The sequence below is a fragment of the Streptomyces sp. NPDC051320 genome (genome assembly GCF_040682175.1).
Taxonomy (GTDB): Bacteria; Actinomycetota; Actinomycetes; order Streptomycetales; family Streptomycetaceae; genus Streptomyces.
Genome location: NZ_JBFBAL010000006.1, coordinates 1 through 20,688 on the forward strand (window position 1 = coordinate 1; position 20,688 = coordinate 20,688).

Here is a 20,688-nt window from a genome sequence, read left to right on the forward strand (position 1 = left end):
GACCACCCGACCGCCGAGCAACTCCGCGTAGAACTCCGCCAGCCGTACCGGATCGGCGCAGTCCAACGCGACCGCCTGCAGCTTTCGGATCACTTCCGACACCCCTCTTGCGCCTGAACCATGCGGCCGCCGACCTGTCCGACGCGCTCCTCGAGCGCGGGCACTGATCAGCAGGGTCAGTGCGCCACAACCGTCATCTCGAACGAATAGCGTGAGGCCCGGTAGACGTGAGAGCCGTATTCAACCGGCTTACCGGAACCATCGTAGGCTGTGCGGGTCATGGTCAGCAGGGTGGCGCCGCGGGACTCCTCGAGCAGCTTTGCCTCGGCGGCCGTCGCCCGGCGGGCGCCGATGGTCTGTTCCGCCGTGGTCAGGCGGATGCCGGACTGGCGCAGCAACTGGTACAGGCCCCCGTCGGCCAGCGCCTCCGCGGTCAGCTCGATCAGGTCCGCCGGCAGATAGTTGCGCATGAGCGCGATCGGCTGGTCGTCGGCGAACCTCAGACGTTCGATCGCCAGCACCGGCACGCCCGCCTTCACGCAGAGCGCGGCAGCGACCCCCTCCTCGGCCGGCACCGTGTCGATGGACAGTACCTTCGTGCCTGGCCGCCGCGCCTCACGCTCCAGGTCCTCGTAGAGGCTGGTGAACTCGACCTGACGCCGTATGCGGTTGGTGACAACCTCGGTGCCCACCCCGCGCTTGCGGGCCAACAGTCCCTTGTCGACGAGGTGCTGCATGGCCTGGCGCATGGTCGGGCGGGACAGCCCGAACTGGTCCGCCATGGCGATCTCGTTGTTCAGCCTGGTCCCTGGCGGCAGGTCCCCGATCTCGATGAGGCGCTGCAGCTGCTGGGCGAACTGGAAATACAGGGGGACCGGACTGTTCCGGTCGATGGTGATCTTCTTGGTGAGCGGTTCCACGTCACCCTCCTGCGGGCTGCTGCCTGGACACGCCAGTATGCCTCAGTCCCTTTAAGCTCCGTACGTCAGTATGTCATGACAACATCTTGATTCGTCGCGTGCCAGAGGGTCGGGGGACATCTTCCGCGACTGCTCCGTGCACGACTACGACATCCTCCGCTGGGTCGCCGGCGGGCGGATCGGTGTGCGCGCGACGGGCGACCCGAACCACCGGCCCGTCGTCGCTTCAGTAACCGCTGAGCAGTGTCCGCACAGCGCGAAGGGTCTCCGGTCCCGCATCGCTCTGCCAGCGTGAGGGATCCGCAGGACGCCGCCCCCAGAGGAGGAGGGTGCGCGCTGCGGCGTCGCTCTCGATGGTGGCAGGGCCCTCGGGTGCAGTGAAACGGATACCGGCGCCGCCCGCGTCGGCCGTGACCAGGATGTCGTCGGTCCCGAAGACGCGCAAGCGTCCCTCGATGCGGCCGTCGGCATCGAACTCCAGGGCGGCGGAGCCCCGGCGCAGGAGCGGTGGGCCGACTTCCTTCACGCTGTGTTCGGTCATCCACGGCTCGGTGAGCGCCTGCACCGCCGTGCTGTCGTCGCCGGTCATATCCCAGCGGTGCAGCACCAGTTCTTCCCGCATGTGCTCGGCGAAGAAGGCCGGCTTCACCACACGCCCCGTCCACATCACCTCGGTGTCCGGCGACAGGTCGTGCACCGCAGCCTCGGCCACGTCGACGAGCTGTTCGCACCGAACAGTGAACGCCGACCAGAGCTCGGAGTCGGACAGCGCCCGGTAAGGGGCCTCGCGGTCGAACCCCCGGGTTTCGACCGGGGCGCCGGCCAGGTGGGCGGCAAGTACCCGGGCCAACTCCTCCGCGTTCCCCGTCTGGTGGATGAGGACGTCGCGTACCGTCCACGCCTCGCACCAGGTGCCGGCATCCGGCCTCCGCGCCTGCACAGCGTGCAGGAAGGAGTCCAGTTCCGGAAGAAGATCGTTGACGCGGGCAGCAACCATGTCTGGCGGAGTGTCCAGCGGACCAGGAACGCAAACGACCACCGGCATTTGTCCCTCGAACGGCGTCCATGCCGCCCCGGTGCCGATCCGCCTTCGTCCCCCGACCCATGCCGGCCGCAGGGGGAATCACCTGGTTTTTTCGGCTACCGGACAGGTGAGGGGGTCGGGATCACGTCAGGCCGGTGGGCAGGGAGGTGCGAAACTGCGGCCCATAGGTTCCGGGGGCATCGGGGATCTCGATTTCCATGAGCTCGAGGGCAGGGTTCTCCATCCCGTGCATGGCGTGTACGGCCACACGAAGGGCCCGGGGATCGCCGTCGGCCCAGGCCGTTTCGAGGTTCGCCAACACAGCCATGAAGGTGGCATCGAAGTGGTCGAGGAGCTTGCGGACCCGCGCCGGCGGGCTCGGCCAACCACCGAGGGGGACTCTCCCCATGGGACGAACGTCGGGGAAGGGCACGGGTTCGCCGGTGAACTGCCAGGTTCGACCGACCTTTCGCAGACGCCGCCCGTGGTAGATCTCGCCGAAGGCGTAGTAGTGAGCCGGCTGGTCGTCGTCGAACTGCTCCGCAGGCGAGCTGACGGTGCCCTCTCCCTGCTCCTTGATGATGTCGATGGCCCGTTCGACGGCGCTGAGGCTGTCGATCGGTTCCAGGACGTCGGAGCCGATGCGCTCCGAGAGCTGGCCCTGTGTCGACAGCTCCGGTGCCAGCGTGCGGAAAGCCGTCAGCAGCGCGGTGTAGAAGTCGCCCACGGTCGAGGCGGTGTCCCGCGCTTCTGTGAGCGGGTCTTCGGGGGCTTCGATCGCCATCATCACGTCGTGCACGTAGGACTTGGTGAGGCCCGAGAGATACACGGTCACTTCAGGCCGCACACCGCCCGGCAGAGGACCGGGATAGGAGGCCAACGCCTCCGTGATCCGTGGCCGTCCGCCCACAGCCACCAGCAGGTTGCAGACGACGCCCAGGTGATACATCTCGTCGCCGACGATACGTCGGATCAGCCGTGCGGCCTCGCACTTGCGGTCGATGATGGACCACCAGCCGCACAGGTACGGCGGAATCGTGGCCAACTCCAGTTCCACGGCATGCTGAAGGCTCTGCCGGAGCCAGTCGAGGTCGCGACGGCGCTCGGGAATCCTCAGCAGGCGGGCCACGCACCCGTAGTCGCCGTAGTCGATGGCATCCTGCGGCTCGGCCTTCTGCGCGGCCGCGGCCGACCCGGCAAGCGCGACGGGGGCGGTGGCAGCCAGGGCCGCCGAAGCCAGAAAGCTCCGCCGCTTGAATGGGGAGACACTCGGCATGTCCGGGTCTCCAGTCGTATCGGCCACCGTTGCCTCCATCCCTGCCCCGAACCCGCCCTCGGGTCGAGGGCCCTGAGTCCTTCGAAGGCTCGTGAAGCTAGCAGCGATCATGGCGTGCCCGGCGGCACACCAACCGCGCGGCGCAACCATCACCCTGTCGGCCCCGCCCAGCCTGCGGCCTGACCGCTGCAGAGACCCTGGTCGGCATCGACTCCGGCGGACGGGTGGTTGCGACACTCAATAGGTTATAAAAATGAACAAATAGTTCTGCATAGCCCTCGATGGAGAGGTGTTCCGGTGGACCTCGACGCTGTCGCCGACGAGCTGTACGGGCTACGACCGGATGACTTCACCGCCACCCGCAACGAACGTGCGCGTACGGCCCGTGCGGCCGACGATCGGCCGTTGGCACGGCAGATCAGCAAGCTACGTCGTCCGAGTCTCTCCGCTTGGGCCAGCAATCTCCTCGTGCGCGAGCATCCCGAGGAGATCGAGCCGCTCATTCAGCTGGGAGCAGGGCTGCGTCAGGCGCATCAGGACCTCGACGGCGAACAGCTGCGTGAGCTGTCGGGTCAGCAGCGGAGCCTGATCAGCGCTCTGTCCCGGCAGGCCGGACACCTTGCAGCGGAGGCCGGCCATCCCATCAGTGAGGACGCCCAACGGGAGGTCGAGAATACGCTGCACGCCGTGCTTGCCGACCCTCAGGCGGCTCGGGACTGGGCGAAAGGCCGGCTCATCAAGCCGCTCGACGCGACCCTGAGCTTCGCCGCCGCCGCAGGCGCATCGCCGGACTCCGGCCGGCCCCCCGGGCGTGCGGAGAAGCAGACGGCGACGTCCCCCCACGCTTCCCACCGACAGGCCAGGGCCACGGCGGACAAGCAGCGGCGCAGACGGCTCGCTGAAGCCCGCCGCGAGGCCGAGGATGCCGAGCGCGAGCTCCTGGAGTGCCGGAACGAGGCAGCGACCGCCGATCGCGAGGCGGAAAGGGCCGGCGGGCGCGTGACCGAAGGCCGGCAGCGCGTCGTCGAACTCACCGACGAGCTCAAGAAGGCCGAGGAGCAGCACCGCCGGTCACGTGACGGGGAGCGCGAAGCCCGCGACCGGGCGCGAGCCCGTGACCGGAAAGTTCGGGAAGCCGAGAGACGCGCCCAAGCGGCCGCGGCGCACGTCAAGAGCTTGGCGGACCCGGGAGATGACCCGTAGTACTCCGCCGCCGCAGGATGCTTTTTTGGTCGTCTGCGCCGTCACCGGCTCGATACGACAGCGCACCCAGCGGAAGGAGGTGGGCGCGTCACGTCACATTCCGGGGAGCTGTGCCGTCGGACTGCTGAACGCACCCACGCGTCCACCGGCTTCGGTGACAAGGAGAAAATCGATGAGTGACTTCCAGGCCATCGCCGACCGCGTCGAGATCGAGGCGCTGCGCGGCGAGTTCACCGACGCGGCGATGATGCGTGACCGGGCCCGTCTCGCGTCGCTGTTCACGCCGGACGGCGCGCTGCGGATGCCCAACATCCCCGCCGAGCTGGTCGGCCGGGAGGAGATCCGCGTCGGAGGCGAGCGGCTGCAGAGCCAGTGGGACTTCTTCGTGCAGACCACACACCCGGGCATCATCCAGCTTGACGGCGACACCGCGACCGGCCGTACGTACATCCAAGAACTCGCGCGCACCCGCGACGGCCGCCAGGGGCTGAACTACGCCATTTATCACGACCACTACCTGCGCACCACGGACGGCTGGAAGTTCACCGAGCGGGTTTACGAGGTCAGATACCTCGACACCACTCCGCTGACGGGCTCGGCGCCCCGCGCCACGGGAGCGCTCGCCGACCCGCCGGCCGCTACGGACAGCGACAGGTTCAGCGCAGCAGAACCGGAGCGGGACAGTCCGCGGTGATCACCGGGCACAGGGGCTGCCGGCCAGTCAGATGCGCCAGGCGCGGATCCGGTCGGCTGCCTGGTAGACGGTGGCCTTGCCGGCCTGGATGTCCCGGACGAGTTCGACCAGGGCACCGTAGGGGGGGTCGATGCCGTCGCCGGAGGCGTGCATGTAGGCGACGGAGACCTGGCATGCGAAGAGCGAATTCCGGTACGGCAGGGGTTCCAGGCGTACGAGAGTGTGCAGGAGGGCCGCGGCACGCCAGGCCGGGTCGGGGTCGGCGGTGGTCGGGCGCGGGATGCGGGTCTTGTGGCGCGCGACGGCCGCGACGAGCGCCGAATAATCGGCGACGGAGACGTCTTCGGGGACGGCCTCCTCCTGGACGTCCAGGAGCCAGGGAATGTCGATGTGCAGCACCATCAGGCGGCTTCGGCCCCTCGCTGTCCGGCGGATTGAGGTACCTCGTCGGGGAAGGCCGCGTCGAACTCTTCTCGGTACTGTTCACCCCAGGAGACCGCGTACCGGGCGAACTGCCGGCGCTGCTGTTCCCGCAGCGGCAGGTCGTGGACGAACTGCTTGAGGGACTTGCCCTCGGCGGCCGCGGCGGCGCGGACCTCGTGCAGTTCCTCGTCGGTGAAGGTGATGTTCAGGGACGGCATGACGCCATGGTACCTAGTAGGTACCGAACCTGCCAGGGAGCCCTCCGCAGCGGACCGCCGCGCCGGCTGCTCGGCGGGCTCGGTGGCGTGGTCATGGAGAGGGGTCACTGCCCGCCGGTGCGCAGCCGCCGGAGGGCCACGTTCAGCGCGTCGCCGACCGGGCAGGGCATGGACGCGCCGGTGGCGCTCGCCACCAGGGACTCGGCGACATGCCGGAGCTTGGTGTTGCTGTGCTGGGACACTTCGACCAGTACCTCCCACGCCCTCTGTGAGGAGCACCGTCCCAGGGCCATCACCATGCCGCGGGCCTGGTCTATCACTGGGCGGGTTTTCATCGTCTGCCGCAGCTGGTCCACCTCCGCACGCAGCTGATCGACCTCCGCTGAACACGCAGCGCAGGGTTCCTGCGCGGGGGTTGCGTCGTGCGGGTCGCGGGTGTGGTCGAAGGCAGTGCTCATTTCCGTCTGTCCCCGGGTGGTAGCGCGATCGTCCTTTCAGCTCAGAGCCCCCGCCGGAAGCCGGAAGCGACCTCCCGCAACTTCTGATGGTGGGCCCCTGAGGCACCTGAAATCAACCGTTACCCGCACTTCGGGCCGCCATGCACGGGAAGCGGCGCCGGGGGCTGTTTCGGCCAACCCCCGGCGCCTGCGCCAGGCGACGTCGCTCCGCGCTGTACGACGGCTTACCAGTCGGTTCCCCGGCCAAACGTTTGGACTCCGCGCCGTGCGCCGGTGCCCTCCCCCCTGCGGCATTTGTCGGGCGCGATTACGGTGAAGAAGGGGATGGCGTCCGAGGAGGACTTGTATGGGCATGCACAGCCTGACCCGGCAACTGCCGCTGAGGATTCCGCTCGGAGCTTTCTTCCTGCATTCCGGCCTTTCCAAGCGTGGCGCGGACCGGTCCACGGCGGAAGGGCTGCACGGGTTCGCCTGCACCGCTTACCCGTTTCTGAAGAAGCTCGACGCTCAGCCGTTCGTCCGGCTGTTGTCGGCGGGGGAAATCCTGCTGGGCGCGGCGCTGTTGGTGCCGGTTGTTCCGGCAGCCGTCGCCGGAGCGGGCGTGTCGGCGTTCTCGCTCGGCACGATGGGGCTGTACCTGAGCGTCCCGGGCATGCGGGAAGAAGGCAGCCTGCGCCCGACGCCGGACGGGCTGCCCCTCGCGAAGGACGTGTGGATGCTCGGCATCGGGCTCTCCTTGATGCTGGACGATCTGATCGAACGCTGCCGACACCGTCTGCTGATGCCGGGAAGCTGAATGTCGTCGCGCTTCTGTCAGTGGTGAAGGAACTGCGCACGAAGACCCGTCATCCACCGCTCGTACCCGAGGGAGATTCAACGGGAGAATCCACGTGGGTTTCTGGCGCCGGCAGATCGACCGCCTCCGCAGCGGATTACAGGCGGGACGGTTCCTGGAGCGGGGGAACGAGCTGGAACTGCTGCACCGCTCCATGGGATTCGCGGCACTGGGTCTGGTGACCCTTGTCCCCCTGCTGATCGTCGTCGCGGCGGCGGATCCGTTCCGCCGCCGCGGCTTCGCCATGTGGATCGTCGACGGCATGGGGTTGTCCGGGCGTTCCGCACACGCTGTCCAGGATCTCTTCTCCTCACCGCGGCAGGTGATCAGTACGACGGGACTGGTCAGCGTGGTCGCACTCGCCGTCTTCGGGCTGACCTTCGCGGCGAGCGTGCAGACCGGGTACGAGAAATCGTGGGGACTGTCTGTCCGACCTTGGCACCGTCTCTGGCGGCAAGCGGTCTGGTTGGCGGCGCTCATCGCCTTTCTCTATGTCGCGGTGCAGACCCGGGATGTGCTGTCCGGAGCGTTCCGTGTGACGGCGGCCCTGGCAGTCGGCACCGTCTTCTTCTGGGGTGGGCAGCATTTCCTGCTCGGGGCGCGTGTGCCCTGGCGGGCTCTGCTGCCCGGAGCCGTGGCGACCGTGGCCGGTCTGGTCGGTCTCCGGGTCGTCTCCGGCCTGGTCTTCGTGCCGCTCATCGTGACGAGCGCCGTCAGCTACGGGCCTGTCGGCACCGTACTCATGATCGAATGCTGGCTGGTCGGCGTGGGATACGTCATCTTCGGCGGAGCACTCCTCGGCCGCCACTTCCACCGCCCCGGGTCCGCCGAACAGGGTCACACCGTGCGCAGCGAGGACGGCGGGCCGGGTACCCCTCCTGCTTGAGCCGCGCCGCAAGCTCAGGATTGGATTCCCGCACGGCCCGAAGGCGGGGATTCCCTCCGAAGGAGAGGGAGAGGGACCGGCTCCCGGCCGACAGAGGAGGCCAGACTCTTCCCGGACGTCCGGCACCCTTCATTGAGCGGCCCGCACGGCCCGGTTCGTGCCGGGGAGGCGTCGTGTCCGGGGCATGGCTCGGCTCGGCATCGGTGATGTGGCCGATGCCGAGCCGCGCACCAGGTGCGGGGGAACTCAGCGGGGGTGTCGGGAGCCGGCCCGGAAATCCACCATCCGCCAGATCCTGATCTCGCGTGCCAGTCCCGGGAGCTCCTTCACCAGGATGGCGAGTCCGAGTCCTCCGACCAGCACGGCCTGCGCGATCAGCACTCGTTTCGCAGTCACTCACATTCCCTTTCTCTGCTGTCCCGTTGAGTCAGCGTCCCCTCGCGTCGGGTGTGTCAGCCGGGCGAGATGTTCGGCATGACCTTCATGATCGCGTTGTGTTTCTTCCAGTGGATGCCTGTTGAGCGCCGTGCGTCGGATGTGCCGTCCTTGTGGTGCCCGGGCTGGCGCTTGAAGGACTTCTCGTTGCCCCTGTGGGTACCGAAGACCGTCTTCGGCGTGTCGGGTTTGACAGCAGGCTTTCCTACTCGGATCTTGCCCATTGCTTCCTCCTTACCGGTGTTCGGTCAGTTCTGCGAAGAACCGCTCGATCTCTGGCCATACCCGTCCTCCGCCGGACAATCCCTTCCATTCTCGCCGTACGACGGCGACCATGCGGAAGCAGTCGTCGACCGGGACGATCCAGTGGTGCCGGGCCTCACGCGCGGTGTTGACCAGCAACGCCTCCACGTCCGCCGCCAGATCCGCGAGCTGGGGGCAGTTGTCGACGACCTGGCGCCAGGCCTGCGCGTCGACCTCCCACTCGGTCGCTCCGGCCGGGCTCGGGTAGTGCGCGGACACCGTGCCGTCCGCGCGCGGTACGAAGAAGGCCAGGCCGACCGGCACGCCCAGGGGTTCCGTCGAGACAGGGGCCAGCCGGATCCGCCGTTGCGGAACCAGTCGGTAGTGGCCCCGGCTGGCGGCGTCCCGGACGAACAGCAGCGAGCACGGGCGGCACGCGCACAGCAGTTCCCCGCGGTCCGTGTCGACCATGTGCCGGTGGTCGGCGGGCACGGGCTCGCTGCACAGTTCGCAGTGTTCCGCCGCTTCGGCCCGCCGGGCACCGGCCCGGCGAATGACGCGTTCGAGCGCGCCGGCGCTCACGTCTTGCCTCCGGACGCCACGGCCCGGCGCGTCACCGTGTCCAGGGGAACGAAAGCGGCGTCAGGCTGCTCGGCCGCCGGTTCCCAGCGGACGGCCGACAGTTCGGGTGCGGCGGCCAGTACGGCTTCGCGGACGGCCTCCTCGACAGGGGCCGCGGAGGAACCGCAGCCTTTGACGGTCAGCCGCACGCTCGCCACCCCGTCGCTGATGCCGGTCAGTTCCATCTCCCCGCCGTGTTTCCGTACGGCCGGCCGGAGATTGTCCAGAGCGCGGACCACCCGGTGTTCCAAGGGGTCGGGATGGATCTCGTGCAGCACCATCAGGTGGCCGAGCAGTTCATCGTCGACCAACCGGCCGCTGAACTGCGGGTCGGCGAGGTCCCGCACCCGGGCCAGTGCCTCGCCGTAGACCTCGGCGAGCGCCTGGACGGCTTCGATCGCCGCGTCCGACGTCGGCCCCGGCGTTCCCTCGACACGCTCCAGCAGCTCGTCGATGCGGGCGAGGCGCTGACCGATCGCCGGGGCGTCGAGCCTCCCGTGGTCAGTCATGGGTGGCTCCGAACGTCGGCGAGTGCAGCTTCTTGAGTTCCTTGCCCTGACCGAGGTACATGTGCACGCCACAGGGCAGGCAGGGGTCGAAGCTGCGGACGGTACGCATGATGTCGACGCCCTTGAAGTCGTCCGGACCGTTTTCCTCGAAAATCGGTTGCCCCTGTACCGCGTCCTCATAGGGGCCGGGGGTGCCGTACATGTCACGCGGGCTGGCGTTCCACGGCGTCGGCGGATAAGGGTGGTAGTTCGCGATCTTCTTGTCCTTGATCACCAGGTGGTGGGAGAGCACGCCCCGGACGGCTTCGTGGAAGCCGCAGCCGATCGCCTCGTCGGGGACTTCGAAGTCGGTGAACATCTTGGTGTCGCCGGCCCGGACCATCTCCATCGCCCGTTCGAGGAAGGTGAACGCCATGGCCGCGGAGTACGCGACGAAGTACGGGCGGGCCCGGTCGCGCTCCAGGGTGTTGTTCCACTGGGGGATCTTCCACTCCAGCGTCATCTCCGGCAGCTTTTCGCTCTTGGGCAGGGAGATCTGCACACTGTGCCCGGTGGCCTTGACGTAGGGGGTGTCGACCAGTCCGTTCAGCGCCGTCGACCAGAGCCGTGCCAGCGGGCCGCCACCGGTGTCGAGCGCGAGGTGCTCCTCGGTGTTCTTGTCGTACCAGCGGGGGCTCATCACCCAGCTGTAGTTGCCCTGCAGGTCCCTCTTCTGCGGCACCGGCACGGTCGTCTGGTTCCAGGGGTGACGCATGTCGACGGGGTTACCGAGCGGGTCATGGGTGACGAACGGCTCGTCGCCGGTCCAGTCCTCGTAGTAGGAGCTGCCGAGCAGGATCCGCATGCCCAGGTTGATGTCGACCAGGTTGTTGGTGACCAGTTTGCCGTCGACGATGATGCCGGGGGTGACGAACATCGCCTTGCCCCACTCGTTCATGTTCTTGTAGCTGTAGTCGCAGACATTGGAGTCCTGCCACGCGCCCCAGCAGCCGAGCATCGTGCGGCGGCGTCCGACCTCCTCGTAGCCGGGCAGCGCGTCGTAGAAGAAGTCGAAGATGTCGTCGTTCATCGCCACCGACTGCTTGACGAAGTCGAGGATTTTCACCAGTCGGGTGAGGTAGTCGGTGAAGGTGCTGGGTGCGGGCACGGTTCCCACACCACCGGGGTACAGCGTCGACGGGTGGACGTGGCGCCCCTCCATCTTGCAGAACATCTCCCGGGTGACCCGGCTGACCTGCAGCGCCTGTTTGTAGACCTCGCCCTCGAAGGGATTGAAGGCACGCATGATGTCGGCGATGGTGCGGTAGCCGTGGATTTCCCCGTGCGGTGCGGGTGTCTTCTCCGCCTTGGCGAGCACACTGGGGTTGGTGACCTTGACCATGGCCTCGCAGAAGTCGACGAACACCATGTTGTCCTGGAACAGAGTGTGATCGAACATGTACTCGGCGGCCTCGCCGAGGTTGACGATGGCCTCGGCGAGCGGAGGGGGCTTGATGCCGTAGGCCATCTGCTGCGCGTAGTTGGAACAGGTGGTGTGATTGTCGCCGCAGATTCCGCAGATACGGCTGGTGATGAAGCCGGCGTCCCGCGGGTCCTTGCCCTTCATGAACACCGAGTAGCCGCGGAAGAGTGACGAGGTGCTGTGGCACTCGGTCACTTCCCGGTTGGCAAAGTCGATCTTCGTGTAGATGCCGAGATTGCCGATGATCCGGGTGATCGGGTCCCACGACATGTCTACGATCTGCGCGGGCTTGCGCTGCCCGGTGCGCGCCGGCCCCTCGGTGGTCGTCATGTCCGTCCTTGCCTCGTTCCTCGCTCGGTGATGTGGGGGTCAAGCGTTGCCGCCGGTCCCGCCCTGCTGGTGGCTCAGGGCGAGTGGGGGCGGTGGTGTGCGTCAGCGGTGGCGTGCGACGGGAGCGGTGGGTGTCAGGGGCGCCAGTGCGGGTCGTAGCCGCTGGTCAGCTCGGACCGGTTGTGATGCCACTTGGGTTCCTGGTTCACGGCCATGTTGGTGATGCCGCGCATCCGCCGGATGAACGCCCCGTACGGCTTGATGAGGAGGGAGGACAGGCTGCCTCCCGACGGTTCGTCCATGAAGGGCATGAAAGCGTCCGGGAATCCCGGCATGGTGCAGCCGATGCAGATGCCGCCCACGTTCGGGCAGCCGCCGACGCCGGACATCCAGCCGCGCTTGGGAACGTTGCAGTTGACCACGGGGCCCCAGCAGCCCACCTTCACCTGGCACTTGGGCGAGTTGTAGTCCTTCGCGAAGTCACCCTGCTCGTAGTAGGCCGCGCGGTCGCAGCCTTCGTGCACGGTCTTGCCGAACAGCCACTGCGGCCGCAGCATGTGGTCCAGCGGGGGTGGCGGCGCCGACCCCGCTGCGTGGTAGAGCACCCAGGTCAGGGTCTCCATGAAGTTCTCGGGCTGGATCGGGCAACCGGGTACGTTGACGATCGGCAGAGCGCCCTGTGACTTGAAGTCCCAGCCCAGGTAGTCGGCCAGGCCCATGGATCCGGTGGGATTACCCGCCATCGCGTGGATTCCGCCGTAGGTCGCGCAGGTGCCGGCTGCGACGACTGCCCAGGCCTTGGGGGCGAGTTGGTCGATCCACCAGTTGAGAGTGAGCGGCTCGCCGGTCACCTCGTCGTTGCCGAAGGAGGTCCAGTAACCGTCGCCCTCGATGATGTTCTGGTTGGGGATCGAACCCTCGATGACGAGGATGAAGGGCGACAGCTCGCCACGAGCAGCGGCCCGGAACGGTGCGAGGAACGATTCGCCGCCTTCGGTGGGCGAGAGCACCTTGTTGTGCAGGTTGACTTTCGGCAGCCCGGGGATGAGACCGAGGACGACGTCTTCGATCGACGGCTGGCCGGATGCGGTCATGGAGACCGTGTCGCCGTCGCAGCTCATCCCTTCGGAGATCCAGAGGATGTCGATTTCCTCGAAGCCGCTCCGGTCCACCGCCCTGCTCGGGTGCTGGCTCGTGCTGGTGGTGCCGCTTTCGATGCTCATGTCTTCGGCCTCCCTTGCATCCTGTCGCGGAGTCGGTCGTAGATGGCGGCCATCGGGCCCGCGAGTGCGAGACCGGGCGGCTCGTCCGGCGCGTTCGGGTGCGGCCGGGTCGGTGCCTTGCCCTTCGCCCGATCGAGCTCATGGCCCAGTTCGTCGAGGGCCTGCTGATCGACGGCATCGCGCAGCTGTGGCAGCAGCTCGCCCTCCTCCTCCCGTACGTGCTCCTCGATCTCCCGCTGCAGGTCGGCCACCAACGGGTCCTCCTGGTCGTCACCGGCGGAGAGTTTGTCGAGGGCCAGCAGGGTCTTCTTGACGTCCATGTGCTCGGCCAGATGCCGGTCGATTTCCTGCTGCCCGTCCGGAAGAACCTTCTTGGCCAGGGGATAGACCATCAACTCCTCCAGGGCCGCATGCTTGGACAGCTCCCGGACGAGGACCTCGACCACGCCGCGGCGCTGCGTACTGGACGCTGCGGCGGCGTAGTCGCGGAACAGCTGCTCGACCATCCGGTGGTCATGCTTCAACAGCTCGATGGCGTCCATCGGTCCTCTCCTGAGCGGGGTCGGTGGCCAGTGGCTGCAGCTCGTCCGGCCGGAAGTAGAAGAACCGGCCGTACCAGCTGTGCAGTTCAGCCGTCGGGTCGTCCTCGAGGCTGACGGCGACGTGCACGCTCCCGTCGACGTCGTGGAACACCGCCTCCACACGGGCGGTTCGGTCGATGAGGAACATGTCGTGGGCGTCAGCGCCGTGCCCCCGTGGGCGCAGCCGCACCCTGCTGCCCTTCCTCACCGGCACACCGTCGACCAGCGCGCTGTCCGTCGCCGGAGACAGACCGTCGTCGCCGCCCTCGTCCCACCAGGGCGTGGACGCCCGTGCCGGGGCAGTGAGGGTGGGCTCGACCTGCGGCGGCGGAGTGGCTCGCAGGGAGCGGATCGCACCGTGCAGTCGCGCGAAGACCTCCGGCGGCATGCCGTCGACCCGGTCGAGGATTTCGGCGGCGCGCGGGTCGGTCGCCCTGGCCTCACGCTTCTCCTCGTCGGTCAGCAGCAGGGTCCGCAGCGAAAGGATCTCGTCGATCTCCGCTGCGTCGTGCAGGTCACCGGGGCTCTCGGGCGCCACCTGCGGGTGGTCGGGGAGGAGAATCGGTGACGACAGCAGCAGATGGCGCGAGCCCTCGTCGTCGGCCAGCACCGGGTAGGTGTGAATGTTCCGGCAGGCCCGGGCAGCGGCCTCGGCCCACTGGGGCGGATCGGTCAGGGAGATGAACTCCAGCCCGCTGCCGCCGATGAACGTGTGGGTGGCGATGAGGGTATGGCGCAGAGCTTCCTCACGCGCGGTGCCCGCCCCGACCGACTGCCCGGTGTTCTCGGTGCGTACCCGCAGCCGGTGGAGCGCGCACGGGCCATCAAGGCGCTCGGCGCTCAGCGTCGTCAAGGCCTCGACCGGGTGAAGTCGGCGCACCACCCGCCCGGCGCCGTCGAGCTCTTCGCTCTCCTCGCCACCGGGCGCGCCGACCGGGAACTGCCGGTCCGCGGTGAGCAGGTCGGCCAGCGGGACGACGATGTCACGCTCTCTCGGTACGGCTTCGTCGAAGGTGAGATGCATCCTGCCGTCGGCTTCCAGGGACTCCACCGCCGTGTACCGACCATGCTCCGCCCGGCGCTCCACGCTCTTGTGCTGCAGCTGCAGGTAGCGCACGCGCACGTGCACCGTCGCATCGGATCCGGCCTCGAGCAGGCACTCGGTCTGCTGCTGCCAGGACTCCACGGAGCCGGCCAGCGCCGCCGGCACCGGGCCGTCCGCCTCGACCCAGGCACGCGGGGCAAGGATGCCGAACTGCCAGCGCACCCGGTTCTTGGCCGAGGACCTCCGATACGGGTAGAGGAGGTAGCCCTCGTACAGAACGGCGTCGGCCACCGCGCGTACACGCTCGAAACCAGGTCCCGCCGGGCCCACACTGCCGAGCGCGATGTGCGCCGGGTCTTTCATCGTCCTGCCTCCGTTTCGCAGGTGAGGCTTCCAAACTTCGCAGGTGCCCTTGCACTTCGCAGGTTGCCCGCGGTCCGCCCGGGGTGGCCCGCACCGCGGTGGGGACCACCCCGGGCGGCAGTCGAGCCGCGCTCCGCTGTCCGGCAGCCAGACTGGGGGCTGCCCGGCATCGGCTCGGCGTCCCGCTCCGGTTCCGCTTGCAAAGTTGCTCCGTTCGAGGCCGGCGGCCCCGCCATTGGTGGGGCCGCCGGCCTTCGGAAGCACACTGCGAAGTGCATTCACCCAGATTCACACCATTTACGAAGAACAGCGCGTTTTGCCGGTCACTGGGAGGAGGGAAGCTTTCCGCGCATCGGACGCCGGGCCAGGGGTACCCGGAGGCGCGCTCGTCAGGGCAACGGACGAATACGGGGACATCAGCTGAGGAGGCCGTCATGGCCGACACGAACGTGCATGACGTCTTGGGTGCGGTGCGGGATGTGCATTTTCCCGCGGGCAAGGACGACCTGGTCGATGCGGCCGAGCGGTCCGGCGCGTCCGGGGACGTGGTCAAGGCCCTGCGCGGCATAGCGCCCGAGCAGTACGCCAACAAGGAAGAGGTGGCACGCTCGGTGCGCCTGGACCCCGCGTCGGACCGGGGCCACAGTCGGGCGCAGCGTGCCGAACAGGCACGTCAGGGCGGCAAGCCCGGACTCTCGCAGCACTTGCGGGACGCCCCGAAACCACCGGTGGAGGACGAGTTGGACCGGTGAGGCCGACGGCTGCGCCGGGAGGAGGCCGGGTATGACGCGCAAGGCAGCGGTCCATGTACGCAGGGTGTATGAGGAGCCCGCGCAGGACGACGGCACCAGAGTGCTCGTCGACCGGGTGTGGCCGCGGGGCCTGACCAAGGAGAAAGCCGGACTCGACGAATGGTGCAAGGAGATCGCCCCGTCGACGGAGCTGCGCAAGTGGTACAGCCATGATCCGCAGCGCTTCGAGGAGTTCGGCCGGCGCTACCGCAGCGAACTGAAGGAACCAGAGCGGGCGCAGGCCTTGGGACGTCTGAAGGAGACCGCGAAGGACGGGGCGCTGACACTCCTCACCGCCACCAAGGAGCCCGAGATCAGTCAAGCGCAGGTGCTGGCCGATCTGCTCGGCGGCTGACGCGGAGCGGGCGGTCCTGCGCAGCACAGAAACGGGCAGACGTCCGCCGCCGTTCATCTCCGGCCGTGGCTCCAGCGAGGCCCGTTGTCGGCCCATTCACGCTCCCATTGGGCCATGCGGTGTGCATCGAACCTGGACCGGACGATAGCCCACAGCAGGAGCAGCAGAAGACCGGTCCCCAGGACGGCGTTGGCGGCTGTGAGGGCAGCCGCGAAGACGGTCTGGGCCGGGCTCGGCGGTCCCGGTACGATCCGGTCCTGGTCGGTGACCCACACATGGGTGGCGGTACCCGCGTGCTGCCCTGGTCTCACCAAGGCGGTGGCCGTATGGGGGGTGCCGTCCGGGGCGGTCCATCGCACCGGGGTCTGGACCGTCGGCTGGTCTTGGCTCTGGGCCGCCGGAGCAGAGACCGGAGCGGTGCGCTGGAGCACTGCCGTGACGTGGTGGACCTCCGAGCGCTGGCGGGCTGCCGCGTGCTCAATAGCGGAGCTTGTCATCAGAGCCATGAGCGGTGCCATGCTCAGGAAGAGCAGGAGGAGGAGCAGGGTCACCCATGCCTCCACGCGGTCGCAACGGCGGCGGAGGGGGTTGTGCCGCCATCTCCACAGGTGCGCCGACAACGGTTGCATCGCTGGACCTCCTGCCTGAACGGAGTGCCGTAAGACCATTGTCCCGCCGACCGCCGGGACTTACCGGGGCGTTCACCGGCTGCAGGTGTCCCCGATTCGATGGCCGGTGTGGGGGGAAGGGGAAAAGAAGAGGTCGTCGAAGGTTCCGTAAAGGCAGGGCATACCGATCCTCGAAACGAACAGATACACGTGGAACGGTGCCCCTGCCCGGACCACCTAGGAGCAGACCAGTGAGCACACCCCCCAACGACCCGGTCCCGCCCACTCCGACGCCTGCGCCCGGACCGGGTGGGCCGCGGCCGGGACCCGTGCCTGGGCCGGCGCCCGCGCCGGGCGGCCCCGATCCCGTCCCGCCCGCGCCGCCGCAACCGGAGCCGGATCCGCCCGCGCCCACGCCGCCACCTGAACCCCGCCCGCAGCCAGGGCCGCTTCCCGGTCCGGGACCGGCTCCCGAGCCCGTCACCTGATCGATTCGCCCGCGCGCACTCACTGACCGGTGGGCCACGTCTCTTCCTCTTTCGTCAGTGCTCCACGTTGCTGGTGCAGCGGCGTCAGTGCATGGGTGGTATCGATGAAGAGGAAGGCGTCGTAGCGCTCTGCGATGACGGTGGGAACATAGTTGCCCCGCTTCTCGCGATCGGGTTGGTAGACCACCCCGATCGCCCGGTGGTCGAGCGGCGTGTCGGACCAGTCGCCGCACCGGTCTGCTTCCCGACCGTCGGCTAGGCCGGTCCGGAAGAGGAAGAGCGCCGATCCGTCCGGCAGCGCCCGGTGCAGAAGATCCTCGACGCTGCCGGGGCGGGCGGTTGGGACTTTCATGCTGCGCGCGGGCGCTCCCCAGGCGTCACCGGCGAGCACCGTGCCGTGATACGAGCCGAACCCGATCAGGATCACGCCGTCGGCCGCATGGCGTTCGCGCACCAGTTGTCCCACGTTGACCAGCCCGGCATCCGTCATGTCGGTGGCCCGGGCGTCACCGATGTGGGTGTTGTGCTCCCAGACGACGGCCTTGGCCTGCGGGCCGTGGTGGCTGATGAGCCGGTCGAGGGTGTCGGCCATGTGGTGGTCACGGATGTTCCAGGACTGAGGACCACCGCGCACCATCGCCCGGTAGTAGCGTTCCGCACCGGCCAGCACTTCGGCGTTCTGACGGGCGTCGAGGTCGGTGAGATCTCCGCCGGACGTCACCGCTGCCTCCCGGGCGTGCTCCCGCACCGAGATCAGCAGTCCGACCACCTCCGGCTCGCAGCCGCTGGGCACCAGCCGCGTTGCCCGTGCGTAGGTCTGCGGGTCCTCCGCGTAGGGCTCGAAGCATCGATATGCCGCCAGCGCCTGGTCCACCAGTTGAGGGTCATGGTCCCGAAGATGGGACAGCAACGCGTCGAGCGACTCCCACAGGCTGTAGACGTCCAGGCCGAAGAAACCGACACGCCGGCCACTCGGCAGATCGGCATTGTGGGTGCGCAGCCAGCGGGCGAATCGCGCCACATCGGTGTTCGCCCACATCCACGTCGGCCAGCGACGGAAGTCCCGCAGCGCCACGACGGGGTCATCGGGTGCCCCCGGCGCCCCGGTGACCGACCAATGCACTGCTCGGCAGTCAGGCCAGTCCCCCTCCACCGCTACGAAGGAGAAGCCCTTTTCGACGATGAGCCGACGGGTCAGCTCTGCGCGTCGGCTGTAGTACTCCGACGTGCCGTGGGACGCCTCCCCGATCAGTACGTAGCGTGCGTCACCGATCCGTTCCAGCACTGGGTCCCACGCCTCCGGTCCGGACAGGGGGAGAGCGCTCCTGCGTATCTCCGCGGAAAACTCGGTGGCGGGCTCGTCGCTCATCGGGGCCCCTCCATCATTCCTGTGCAGAGCCGGTCATGTGCGGGCCTCGCGCGTCTTCGACCGGTTCGCCTTGCGGACGGCTGCCAGCAGCTCGGACTTGGTCATGTGTGACCGTCCCTCGATGTCCAGTCGTTTTGCCAGCTCGTACACATGCTGTTTCGACGCCTGCTCGTCAACGCCTTCGCCGCTTCTGCCCCCCTGCTGCCGCGGCCGGGCGGCCTGCGGGTCGGACGGCCCTTTGCGGTCGGCTTCCTTGCGCTCCCAGTGGTCGCCGACCTTTTCGAACTTGTGCTTGAGAGCCCCGTAGGCCACCCGATGAGCCCGCTCCCCTTCCCCGTACTCCTCCACTGCGGAGTCATGGGCCTTGATCCACGTGCGTTGGGCCTCCTGGGGGGACCGTTCCAGCGTCGATGGCAGTTCCTGCTGTCCCGGCATGGACTCTCACCTCGTTCGCAATGACTCGGGCACTGCCGGGTTCCACAGCGGCCCGCGCCGAAACGTGGGGTGGGCTCGGGCCGCGCCACGATCGGGTGACCTGCTTACCGGGCGCGCGTCCGGTCGTTCCGGCCGGCCCCGGGCCGGGCATGATCCGGGCATGCTGCCCGGATTCCTGACCAAGGCAATCAACCTCCTGCTCGACCGGAAAGGCCATTCCCTCCATTCGAGGACGGCGGCCTGGGCGACCGGTGTTCTCATCGCAACGATGCTCGTGGGGTCATGGGCGGTCGTCATCGCCGAGCGTGGCACCGCGGGAGCCACCCTGACGTCCTACCCGCGCGCCGTATGGTGGTCGGTCGAGACAGCGACGACTGTCGGATACGGCGATTTCTATCCACTGACCGAGTGGGGACGGATCATCGCCGCCGTCATGATGGTGGTGGGCATCACGACCTACGGGATGGTTACGGCCGCCCTCGCGACCTGGTTCGTGGGCCGGGAGAACGCACGCCGCCACCGCCTCGCCGATGCCGCTGACCACACGCACCATGTGTGCGAGGTGGCAGCGCAGGTCCTGCACGAGCGTTTTGACCGTATGGAACGTCTGCTTGCCGAAGCCGACCGGAAGCCCCGGGGCTGACACCTTCCCGCTGCCCCGGCGGGCCGCCTTTCTCGCGCCGACAGAATGGGGGAGCCCCCGTGATCATCCCTCGCTCCGTCCACGAACGCATCAGCCGCGAGACAGCGGCGTTGGCCCCGAAGCTGTGGCAGGTGGCCATGGCACTGCACGAGCAGCCGGAGCTCGCCTTCGAGGAACACGCCGCCGCGGCTCTGCTGACGGCCGAACTGGAAAACGCCGGCCTTGACGTGGTGCGCGGAGTGGCGGGCCTGCCCACCGCTTTCACCGCCCGGACCGGTGACGGGCAAGGCCCGTGCGTGGCCCTGCTTCTGGAGTACGACGCACTGCCCGGCCTCGGTCATGCCTGCGGTCACAATCTGATCGCCGCCGCTGGGCTCGGGGCGGCGATCGTCCTGCGGCGGTCCCTGCAGGAAATCAATGGCAGTGTTCTGGTGGTCGGCACCCCCGCGGAGGAGGGCGGTGGCGGCAAGGTGATCGAGGTCGAGGCGGGCGTCTTCGATGGAGTGGACGCGGCGCTGATGTTCCATCCCGGGGTGCACAGTTGGTCGTCGGCGCCGCTCACCGCCCAGGTGCAGTTCCGCGTGGGGTTCCGGGGCCGCGCCGCGCATCCCACCGGAAACCCCACCGAAGGTATCGACGCGCTCGGCGCCCTCATTCAGCTGTTCAACGCACTGGCGGCACTTCAGCCCCGCCGGCCGTCAGGCTCGCATGTCCAGGGCATCATCACGGACGGCGGCCGCGCCACGAACATCGTTCCGGAGTACGCGGAAGGCCGTTTCGGACTGCGCGGCGCCACGGGAGAGGACCTCGACCAGCTGATCAGTGATCTGCGGAACTGCGCCGACGGCATCGCCCTGGCCACCGGGACGACAGCCGTGACCGAGCAGGTCTCCACCCGGTACGAGCATTTCCGCAACAACGACGTGCTGTCCCGGCTGTTCGCCGGACATGCGGAGCGGGCCGGTGTCCCCCTCTCTGAGCCGACGCCCGGCGTCTATCTCGGGTCGTCCGATATCGGGAACGTCAGCGCTCAGGTTCCGGCCATCCATCCGTTCGTCGCCATCCTTGATGCGTACGAGTCCGACCACACGCCCCGCTTCGCTGAAGCAGCCGCGTCCCCCTGGGGCAGGAGGACAACGCTGGCCGCTGCCGAGGCGCTGGCCTCCACGGCTGCCGACGTGCTGCTCGATCCCGCCATCAGCCGTGCGGCCTGGTCGGACTTCCATGCCAAGGCCGCTGCGGGCCGGTGA

26 protein-coding genes are annotated in these 20,688 nt (G+C 68.2%); 8 read left to right on the top strand and 18 right to left on the bottom strand.

What is annotated here, in order from left to right:
* The 4 genes from AB0M87_RS14805 to AB0M87_RS14820 form a co-directional block, all read right to left on the bottom strand.
* Nucleotides 1–93 (bottom strand): VOC family protein (locus AB0M87_RS14805; protein ID WP_365853399.1); only part of this gene is annotated, 93 nt, incomplete at its 3' end.
* Between the two features lie 83 nt (nt 94–176).
* Nucleotides 177–920 carry a GntR family transcriptional regulator gene (locus tag AB0M87_RS14810; RefSeq protein WP_365852698.1) on the bottom strand — a complete coding sequence of 248 codons (744 nt, stop codon included), beginning with the start codon at nt 918–920 and terminating at the stop codon, nt 177–179.
* A 226-nt stretch (nt 921–1,146) separates the two neighbouring features.
* Complete coding sequence (locus AB0M87_RS14815; protein ID WP_365852700.1) at nt 1,147–1,917, bottom strand: maleylpyruvate isomerase N-terminal domain-containing protein; 771 nt, start codon at nt 1,915–1,917, stop codon at nt 1,147–1,149.
* A gap of 169 nt (nt 1,918–2,086) precedes the next feature.
* On the bottom strand, nt 2,087–3,247 hold the full coding sequence (locus AB0M87_RS14820) for a ferritin-like protein (RefSeq protein WP_365852702.1): 1,161 nt from the start codon (nt 3,245–3,247) through the stop codon (nt 2,087–2,089).
* Nucleotides 3,248–3,517: 270 nt separating this feature from the next.
* On the opposite strand from AB0M87_RS14820, the gene AB0M87_RS14825 reads away from it, so the two are divergent.
* Both AB0M87_RS14825 and AB0M87_RS14830 read left to right on the top strand, forming a co-directional pair.
* Complete coding sequence (locus AB0M87_RS14825; protein WP_365852704.1) at nt 3,518–4,423, top strand: hypothetical protein; 906 nt, start codon at nt 3,518–3,520, stop codon at nt 4,421–4,423.
* A 172-nt stretch (nt 4,424–4,595) separates the two neighbouring features.
* Complete coding sequence (locus tag AB0M87_RS14830) at nt 4,596–5,117, top strand: nuclear transport factor 2 family protein (RefSeq protein WP_365852706.1); 522 nt, start codon at nt 4,596–4,598, stop codon at nt 5,115–5,117.
* Between the two features lie 27 nt (nt 5,118–5,144).
* On the opposite strand, the gene AB0M87_RS14835 is transcribed toward AB0M87_RS14830, so the two are convergent.
* From AB0M87_RS14835 to AB0M87_RS14845, 3 genes are all read right to left on the bottom strand, one after another.
* Nucleotides 5,145–5,519, bottom strand: coding sequence for a toxin Doc (locus AB0M87_RS14835; RefSeq protein ID WP_365852708.1), 375 nt, complete (start codon nt 5,517–5,519; stop codon nt 5,145–5,147).
* A complete protein-coding gene (locus AB0M87_RS14840) occupies nt 5,519–5,758 on the bottom strand; it encodes a hypothetical protein (RefSeq protein WP_365852710.1) in 240 nt (79 codons plus the stop codon). Before AB0M87_RS14840 ends, AB0M87_RS14835 begins: the two co-directional genes overlap by 1 nt.
* Before the next feature lie 104 nt (nt 5,759–5,862).
* A complete protein-coding gene (locus AB0M87_RS14845) occupies nt 5,863–6,216 on the bottom strand; it encodes an ANTAR domain-containing protein (RefSeq protein WP_365852712.1) in 354 nt (117 codons plus the stop codon).
* A gap of 346 nt (nt 6,217–6,562) precedes the next feature.
* On the opposite strand from AB0M87_RS14845, the gene AB0M87_RS14850 reads away from it, so the two are divergent.
* Both AB0M87_RS14850 and AB0M87_RS14855 read left to right on the top strand, forming a co-directional pair.
* On the top strand, nt 6,563–7,012 hold the full coding sequence (locus AB0M87_RS14850; RefSeq protein ID WP_365852714.1) for a hypothetical protein: 450 nt from the start codon (nt 6,563–6,565) through the stop codon (nt 7,010–7,012).
* Nucleotides 7,013–7,205: 193 nt separating this feature from the next.
* On the top strand, nt 7,206–7,937 hold the full coding sequence (locus AB0M87_RS14855; protein ID WP_365853401.1) for a ribonuclease BN: 732 nt from the start codon (nt 7,206–7,208) through the stop codon (nt 7,935–7,937).
* 246 nt (nt 7,938–8,183) lie between these two features.
* On the opposite strand, the gene AB0M87_RS14860 is transcribed toward AB0M87_RS14855, so the two are convergent.
* The 8 genes from AB0M87_RS14860 to AB0M87_RS14895 form a co-directional block, all read right to left on the bottom strand.
* On the bottom strand, nt 8,184–8,333 hold the full coding sequence (locus AB0M87_RS14860; RefSeq protein ID WP_365852716.1) for a hypothetical protein: 150 nt from the start codon (nt 8,331–8,333) through the stop codon (nt 8,184–8,186).
* Between the two features lie 56 nt (nt 8,334–8,389).
* Entirely contained in the window at nt 8,390–8,596 is a 207-nt protein-coding gene (locus AB0M87_RS14865) for a hypothetical protein (protein WP_365852718.1), read from the bottom strand.
* Nucleotides 8,597–8,606: 10 nt separating this feature from the next.
* Nucleotides 8,607–9,197 carry a DUF5947 family protein gene (locus AB0M87_RS14870; protein WP_365852720.1) on the bottom strand — a complete coding sequence of 197 codons (591 nt, stop codon included), beginning with the start codon at nt 9,195–9,197 and terminating at the stop codon, nt 8,607–8,609.
* Nucleotides 9,194–9,745, bottom strand: a complete 552-nt coding sequence (locus AB0M87_RS14875; RefSeq protein ID WP_365852722.1) for a NifU family protein — start codon at nt 9,743–9,745, stop codon at nt 9,194–9,196. Before AB0M87_RS14875 ends, AB0M87_RS14870 begins: the two co-directional genes overlap by 4 nt.
* Nucleotides 9,738–11,537, bottom strand: a complete 1,800-nt coding sequence (locus AB0M87_RS14880) for a nickel-dependent hydrogenase large subunit (protein ID WP_365852724.1) — start codon at nt 11,535–11,537, stop codon at nt 9,738–9,740. The genes AB0M87_RS14875 and AB0M87_RS14880 overlap by 8 nt, the downstream gene beginning before the upstream one ends.
* Before the next feature lie 134 nt (nt 11,538–11,671).
* The gene (locus AB0M87_RS14885; RefSeq protein WP_365852726.1) at nt 11,672–12,760 is read right to left on the bottom strand and encodes a hydrogenase expression protein HypE; all 1,089 of its coding nucleotides are present in this window, start codon (nt 12,758–12,760) and stop codon (nt 11,672–11,674) included.
* Entirely contained in the window at nt 12,757–13,302 is a 546-nt protein-coding gene (locus AB0M87_RS14890) for a hemerythrin domain-containing protein (protein WP_365852728.1), read from the bottom strand. Before AB0M87_RS14890 ends, AB0M87_RS14885 begins: the two co-directional genes overlap by 4 nt.
* Nucleotides 13,274–14,749 (bottom strand): hypothetical protein, encoded by a 1,476-nt coding sequence (locus AB0M87_RS14895; RefSeq protein WP_365852730.1) that lies wholly within the window; start codon nt 14,747–14,749, stop codon nt 13,274–13,276. Before AB0M87_RS14895 ends, AB0M87_RS14890 begins: the two co-directional genes overlap by 29 nt.
* 434 nt (nt 14,750–15,183) lie before the next feature.
* Here AB0M87_RS14895 and AB0M87_RS14900 point away from each other — a divergent pair, with 434 nt between their 5' ends.
* Nucleotides 15,184–15,501, top strand: a complete 318-nt coding sequence (locus AB0M87_RS14900) for a DUF2795 domain-containing protein (protein ID WP_365852732.1) — start codon at nt 15,184–15,186, stop codon at nt 15,499–15,501.
* A gap of 31 nt (nt 15,502–15,532) precedes the next feature.
* Entirely contained in the window at nt 15,533–15,895 is a 363-nt protein-coding gene (locus AB0M87_RS14905) for a DUF488 family protein (protein ID WP_365852734.1), read from the top strand.
* Between the two features lie 53 nt (nt 15,896–15,948).
* Here the strand turns inward: AB0M87_RS14905 and AB0M87_RS14910 are convergent, their stop codons facing one another.
* The 3 genes from AB0M87_RS14910 to AB0M87_RS14920 all read right to left on the bottom strand — a co-directional run bounded on the left by AB0M87_RS14910 (nt 15,949) and on the right by AB0M87_RS14920 (nt 18,795).
* Entirely contained in the window at nt 15,949–16,446 is a 498-nt protein-coding gene (locus tag AB0M87_RS14910) for a hypothetical protein (protein ID WP_365852736.1), read from the bottom strand.
* A gap of 564 nt (nt 16,447–17,010) precedes the next feature.
* Nucleotides 17,011–18,360 carry an erythromycin esterase family protein gene (locus AB0M87_RS14915; RefSeq protein ID WP_365852738.1) on the bottom strand — a complete coding sequence of 450 codons (1,350 nt, stop codon included), beginning with the start codon at nt 18,358–18,360 and terminating at the stop codon, nt 17,011–17,013.
* Nucleotides 18,361–18,393: 33 nt separating this feature from the next.
* Nucleotides 18,394–18,795, bottom strand: a complete 402-nt coding sequence (locus tag AB0M87_RS14920; protein ID WP_365852740.1) for a ChaB family protein — start codon at nt 18,793–18,795, stop codon at nt 18,394–18,396.
* A 160-nt stretch (nt 18,796–18,955) separates the two neighbouring features.
* On the opposite strand from AB0M87_RS14920, the gene AB0M87_RS14925 reads away from it, so the two are divergent.
* Nucleotides 18,956–19,438: a potassium channel family protein gene (locus tag AB0M87_RS14925; RefSeq protein ID WP_365852742.1), complete on the top strand. Its 483-nt coding sequence runs from the start codon at nt 18,956–18,958 to the stop codon at nt 19,436–19,438.
* Between the two features lie 59 nt (nt 19,439–19,497).
* Nucleotides 19,498–20,688 carry an amidohydrolase gene (locus AB0M87_RS14930; protein WP_365852744.1) on the top strand — a complete coding sequence of 397 codons (1,191 nt, stop codon included), beginning with the start codon at nt 19,498–19,500 and terminating at the stop codon, nt 20,686–20,688.

Bases quoted from the DNA above. Each gene is read 5' to 3' on its own strand.
- AB0M87_RS14815 (WP_365852700.1), bottom strand. From the start codon at position 1,917: ATGGTTGCTGCCCGCGTCAACGATCTTCTTCCGGAACTGGACTCCTTC.
- AB0M87_RS14830 (WP_365852706.1), top strand. From the start codon at position 4,596: ATGAGTGACTTCCAGGCCATCGCCGACCGCGTCGAGATCGAGGCGCTG.
- AB0M87_RS14835 (WP_365852708.1), bottom strand. From the start codon at position 5,519: ATGGTGCTGCACATCGACATTCCCTGGCTCCTGGACGTCCAGGAGGAG.
- AB0M87_RS14840 (WP_365852710.1), bottom strand. From the start codon at position 5,758: ATGCCGTCCCTGAACATCACCTTCACCGACGAGGAACTGCACGAGGTC.
- AB0M87_RS14845 (WP_365852712.1), bottom strand. From the start codon at position 6,216: ATGAGCACTGCCTTCGACCACACCCGCGACCCGCACGACGCAACCCCC.
- AB0M87_RS14850 (WP_365852714.1), top strand. From the start codon at position 6,563: ATGGGCATGCACAGCCTGACCCGGCAACTGCCGCTGAGGATTCCGCTC.
- AB0M87_RS14855 (WP_365853401.1), top strand. From the start codon at position 7,206: ATGGGATTCGCGGCACTGGGTCTGGTGACCCTTGTCCCCCTGCTGATC.
- AB0M87_RS14865 (WP_365852718.1), bottom strand. From the start codon at position 8,596: ATGGGCAAGATCCGAGTAGGAAAGCCTGCTGTCAAACCCGACACGCCG.
- AB0M87_RS14875 (WP_365852722.1), bottom strand. From the start codon at position 9,745: ATGACTGACCACGGGAGGCTCGACGCCCCGGCGATCGGTCAGCGCCTC.
- AB0M87_RS14880 (WP_365852724.1), bottom strand. From the start codon at position 11,537: ATGACGACCACCGAGGGGCCGGCGCGCACCGGGCAGCGCAAGCCCGCG.
- AB0M87_RS14885 (WP_365852726.1), bottom strand. From the start codon at position 12,760: ATGAGCATCGAAAGCGGCACCACCAGCACGAGCCAGCACCCGAGCAGG.
- AB0M87_RS14890 (WP_365852728.1), bottom strand. From the start codon at position 13,302: ATGGACGCCATCGAGCTGTTGAAGCATGACCACCGGATGGTCGAGCAG.
- AB0M87_RS14895 (WP_365852730.1), bottom strand. From the start codon at position 14,749: ATGAAAGACCCGGCGCACATCGCGCTCGGCAGTGTGGGCCCGGCGGGA.
- AB0M87_RS14900 (WP_365852732.1), top strand. From the start codon at position 15,184: ATGGCCGACACGAACGTGCATGACGTCTTGGGTGCGGTGCGGGATGTG.
- AB0M87_RS14905 (WP_365852734.1), top strand. From the start codon at position 15,533: ATGACGCGCAAGGCAGCGGTCCATGTACGCAGGGTGTATGAGGAGCCC.
- AB0M87_RS14915 (WP_365852738.1), bottom strand. From the start codon at position 18,360: ATGAGCGACGAGCCCGCCACCGAGTTTTCCGCGGAGATACGCAGGAGC.
- AB0M87_RS14920 (WP_365852740.1), bottom strand. From the start codon at position 18,795: ATGCCGGGACAGCAGGAACTGCCATCGACGCTGGAACGGTCCCCCCAG.
- AB0M87_RS14925 (WP_365852742.1), top strand. From the start codon at position 18,956: ATGCTGCCCGGATTCCTGACCAAGGCAATCAACCTCCTGCTCGACCGG.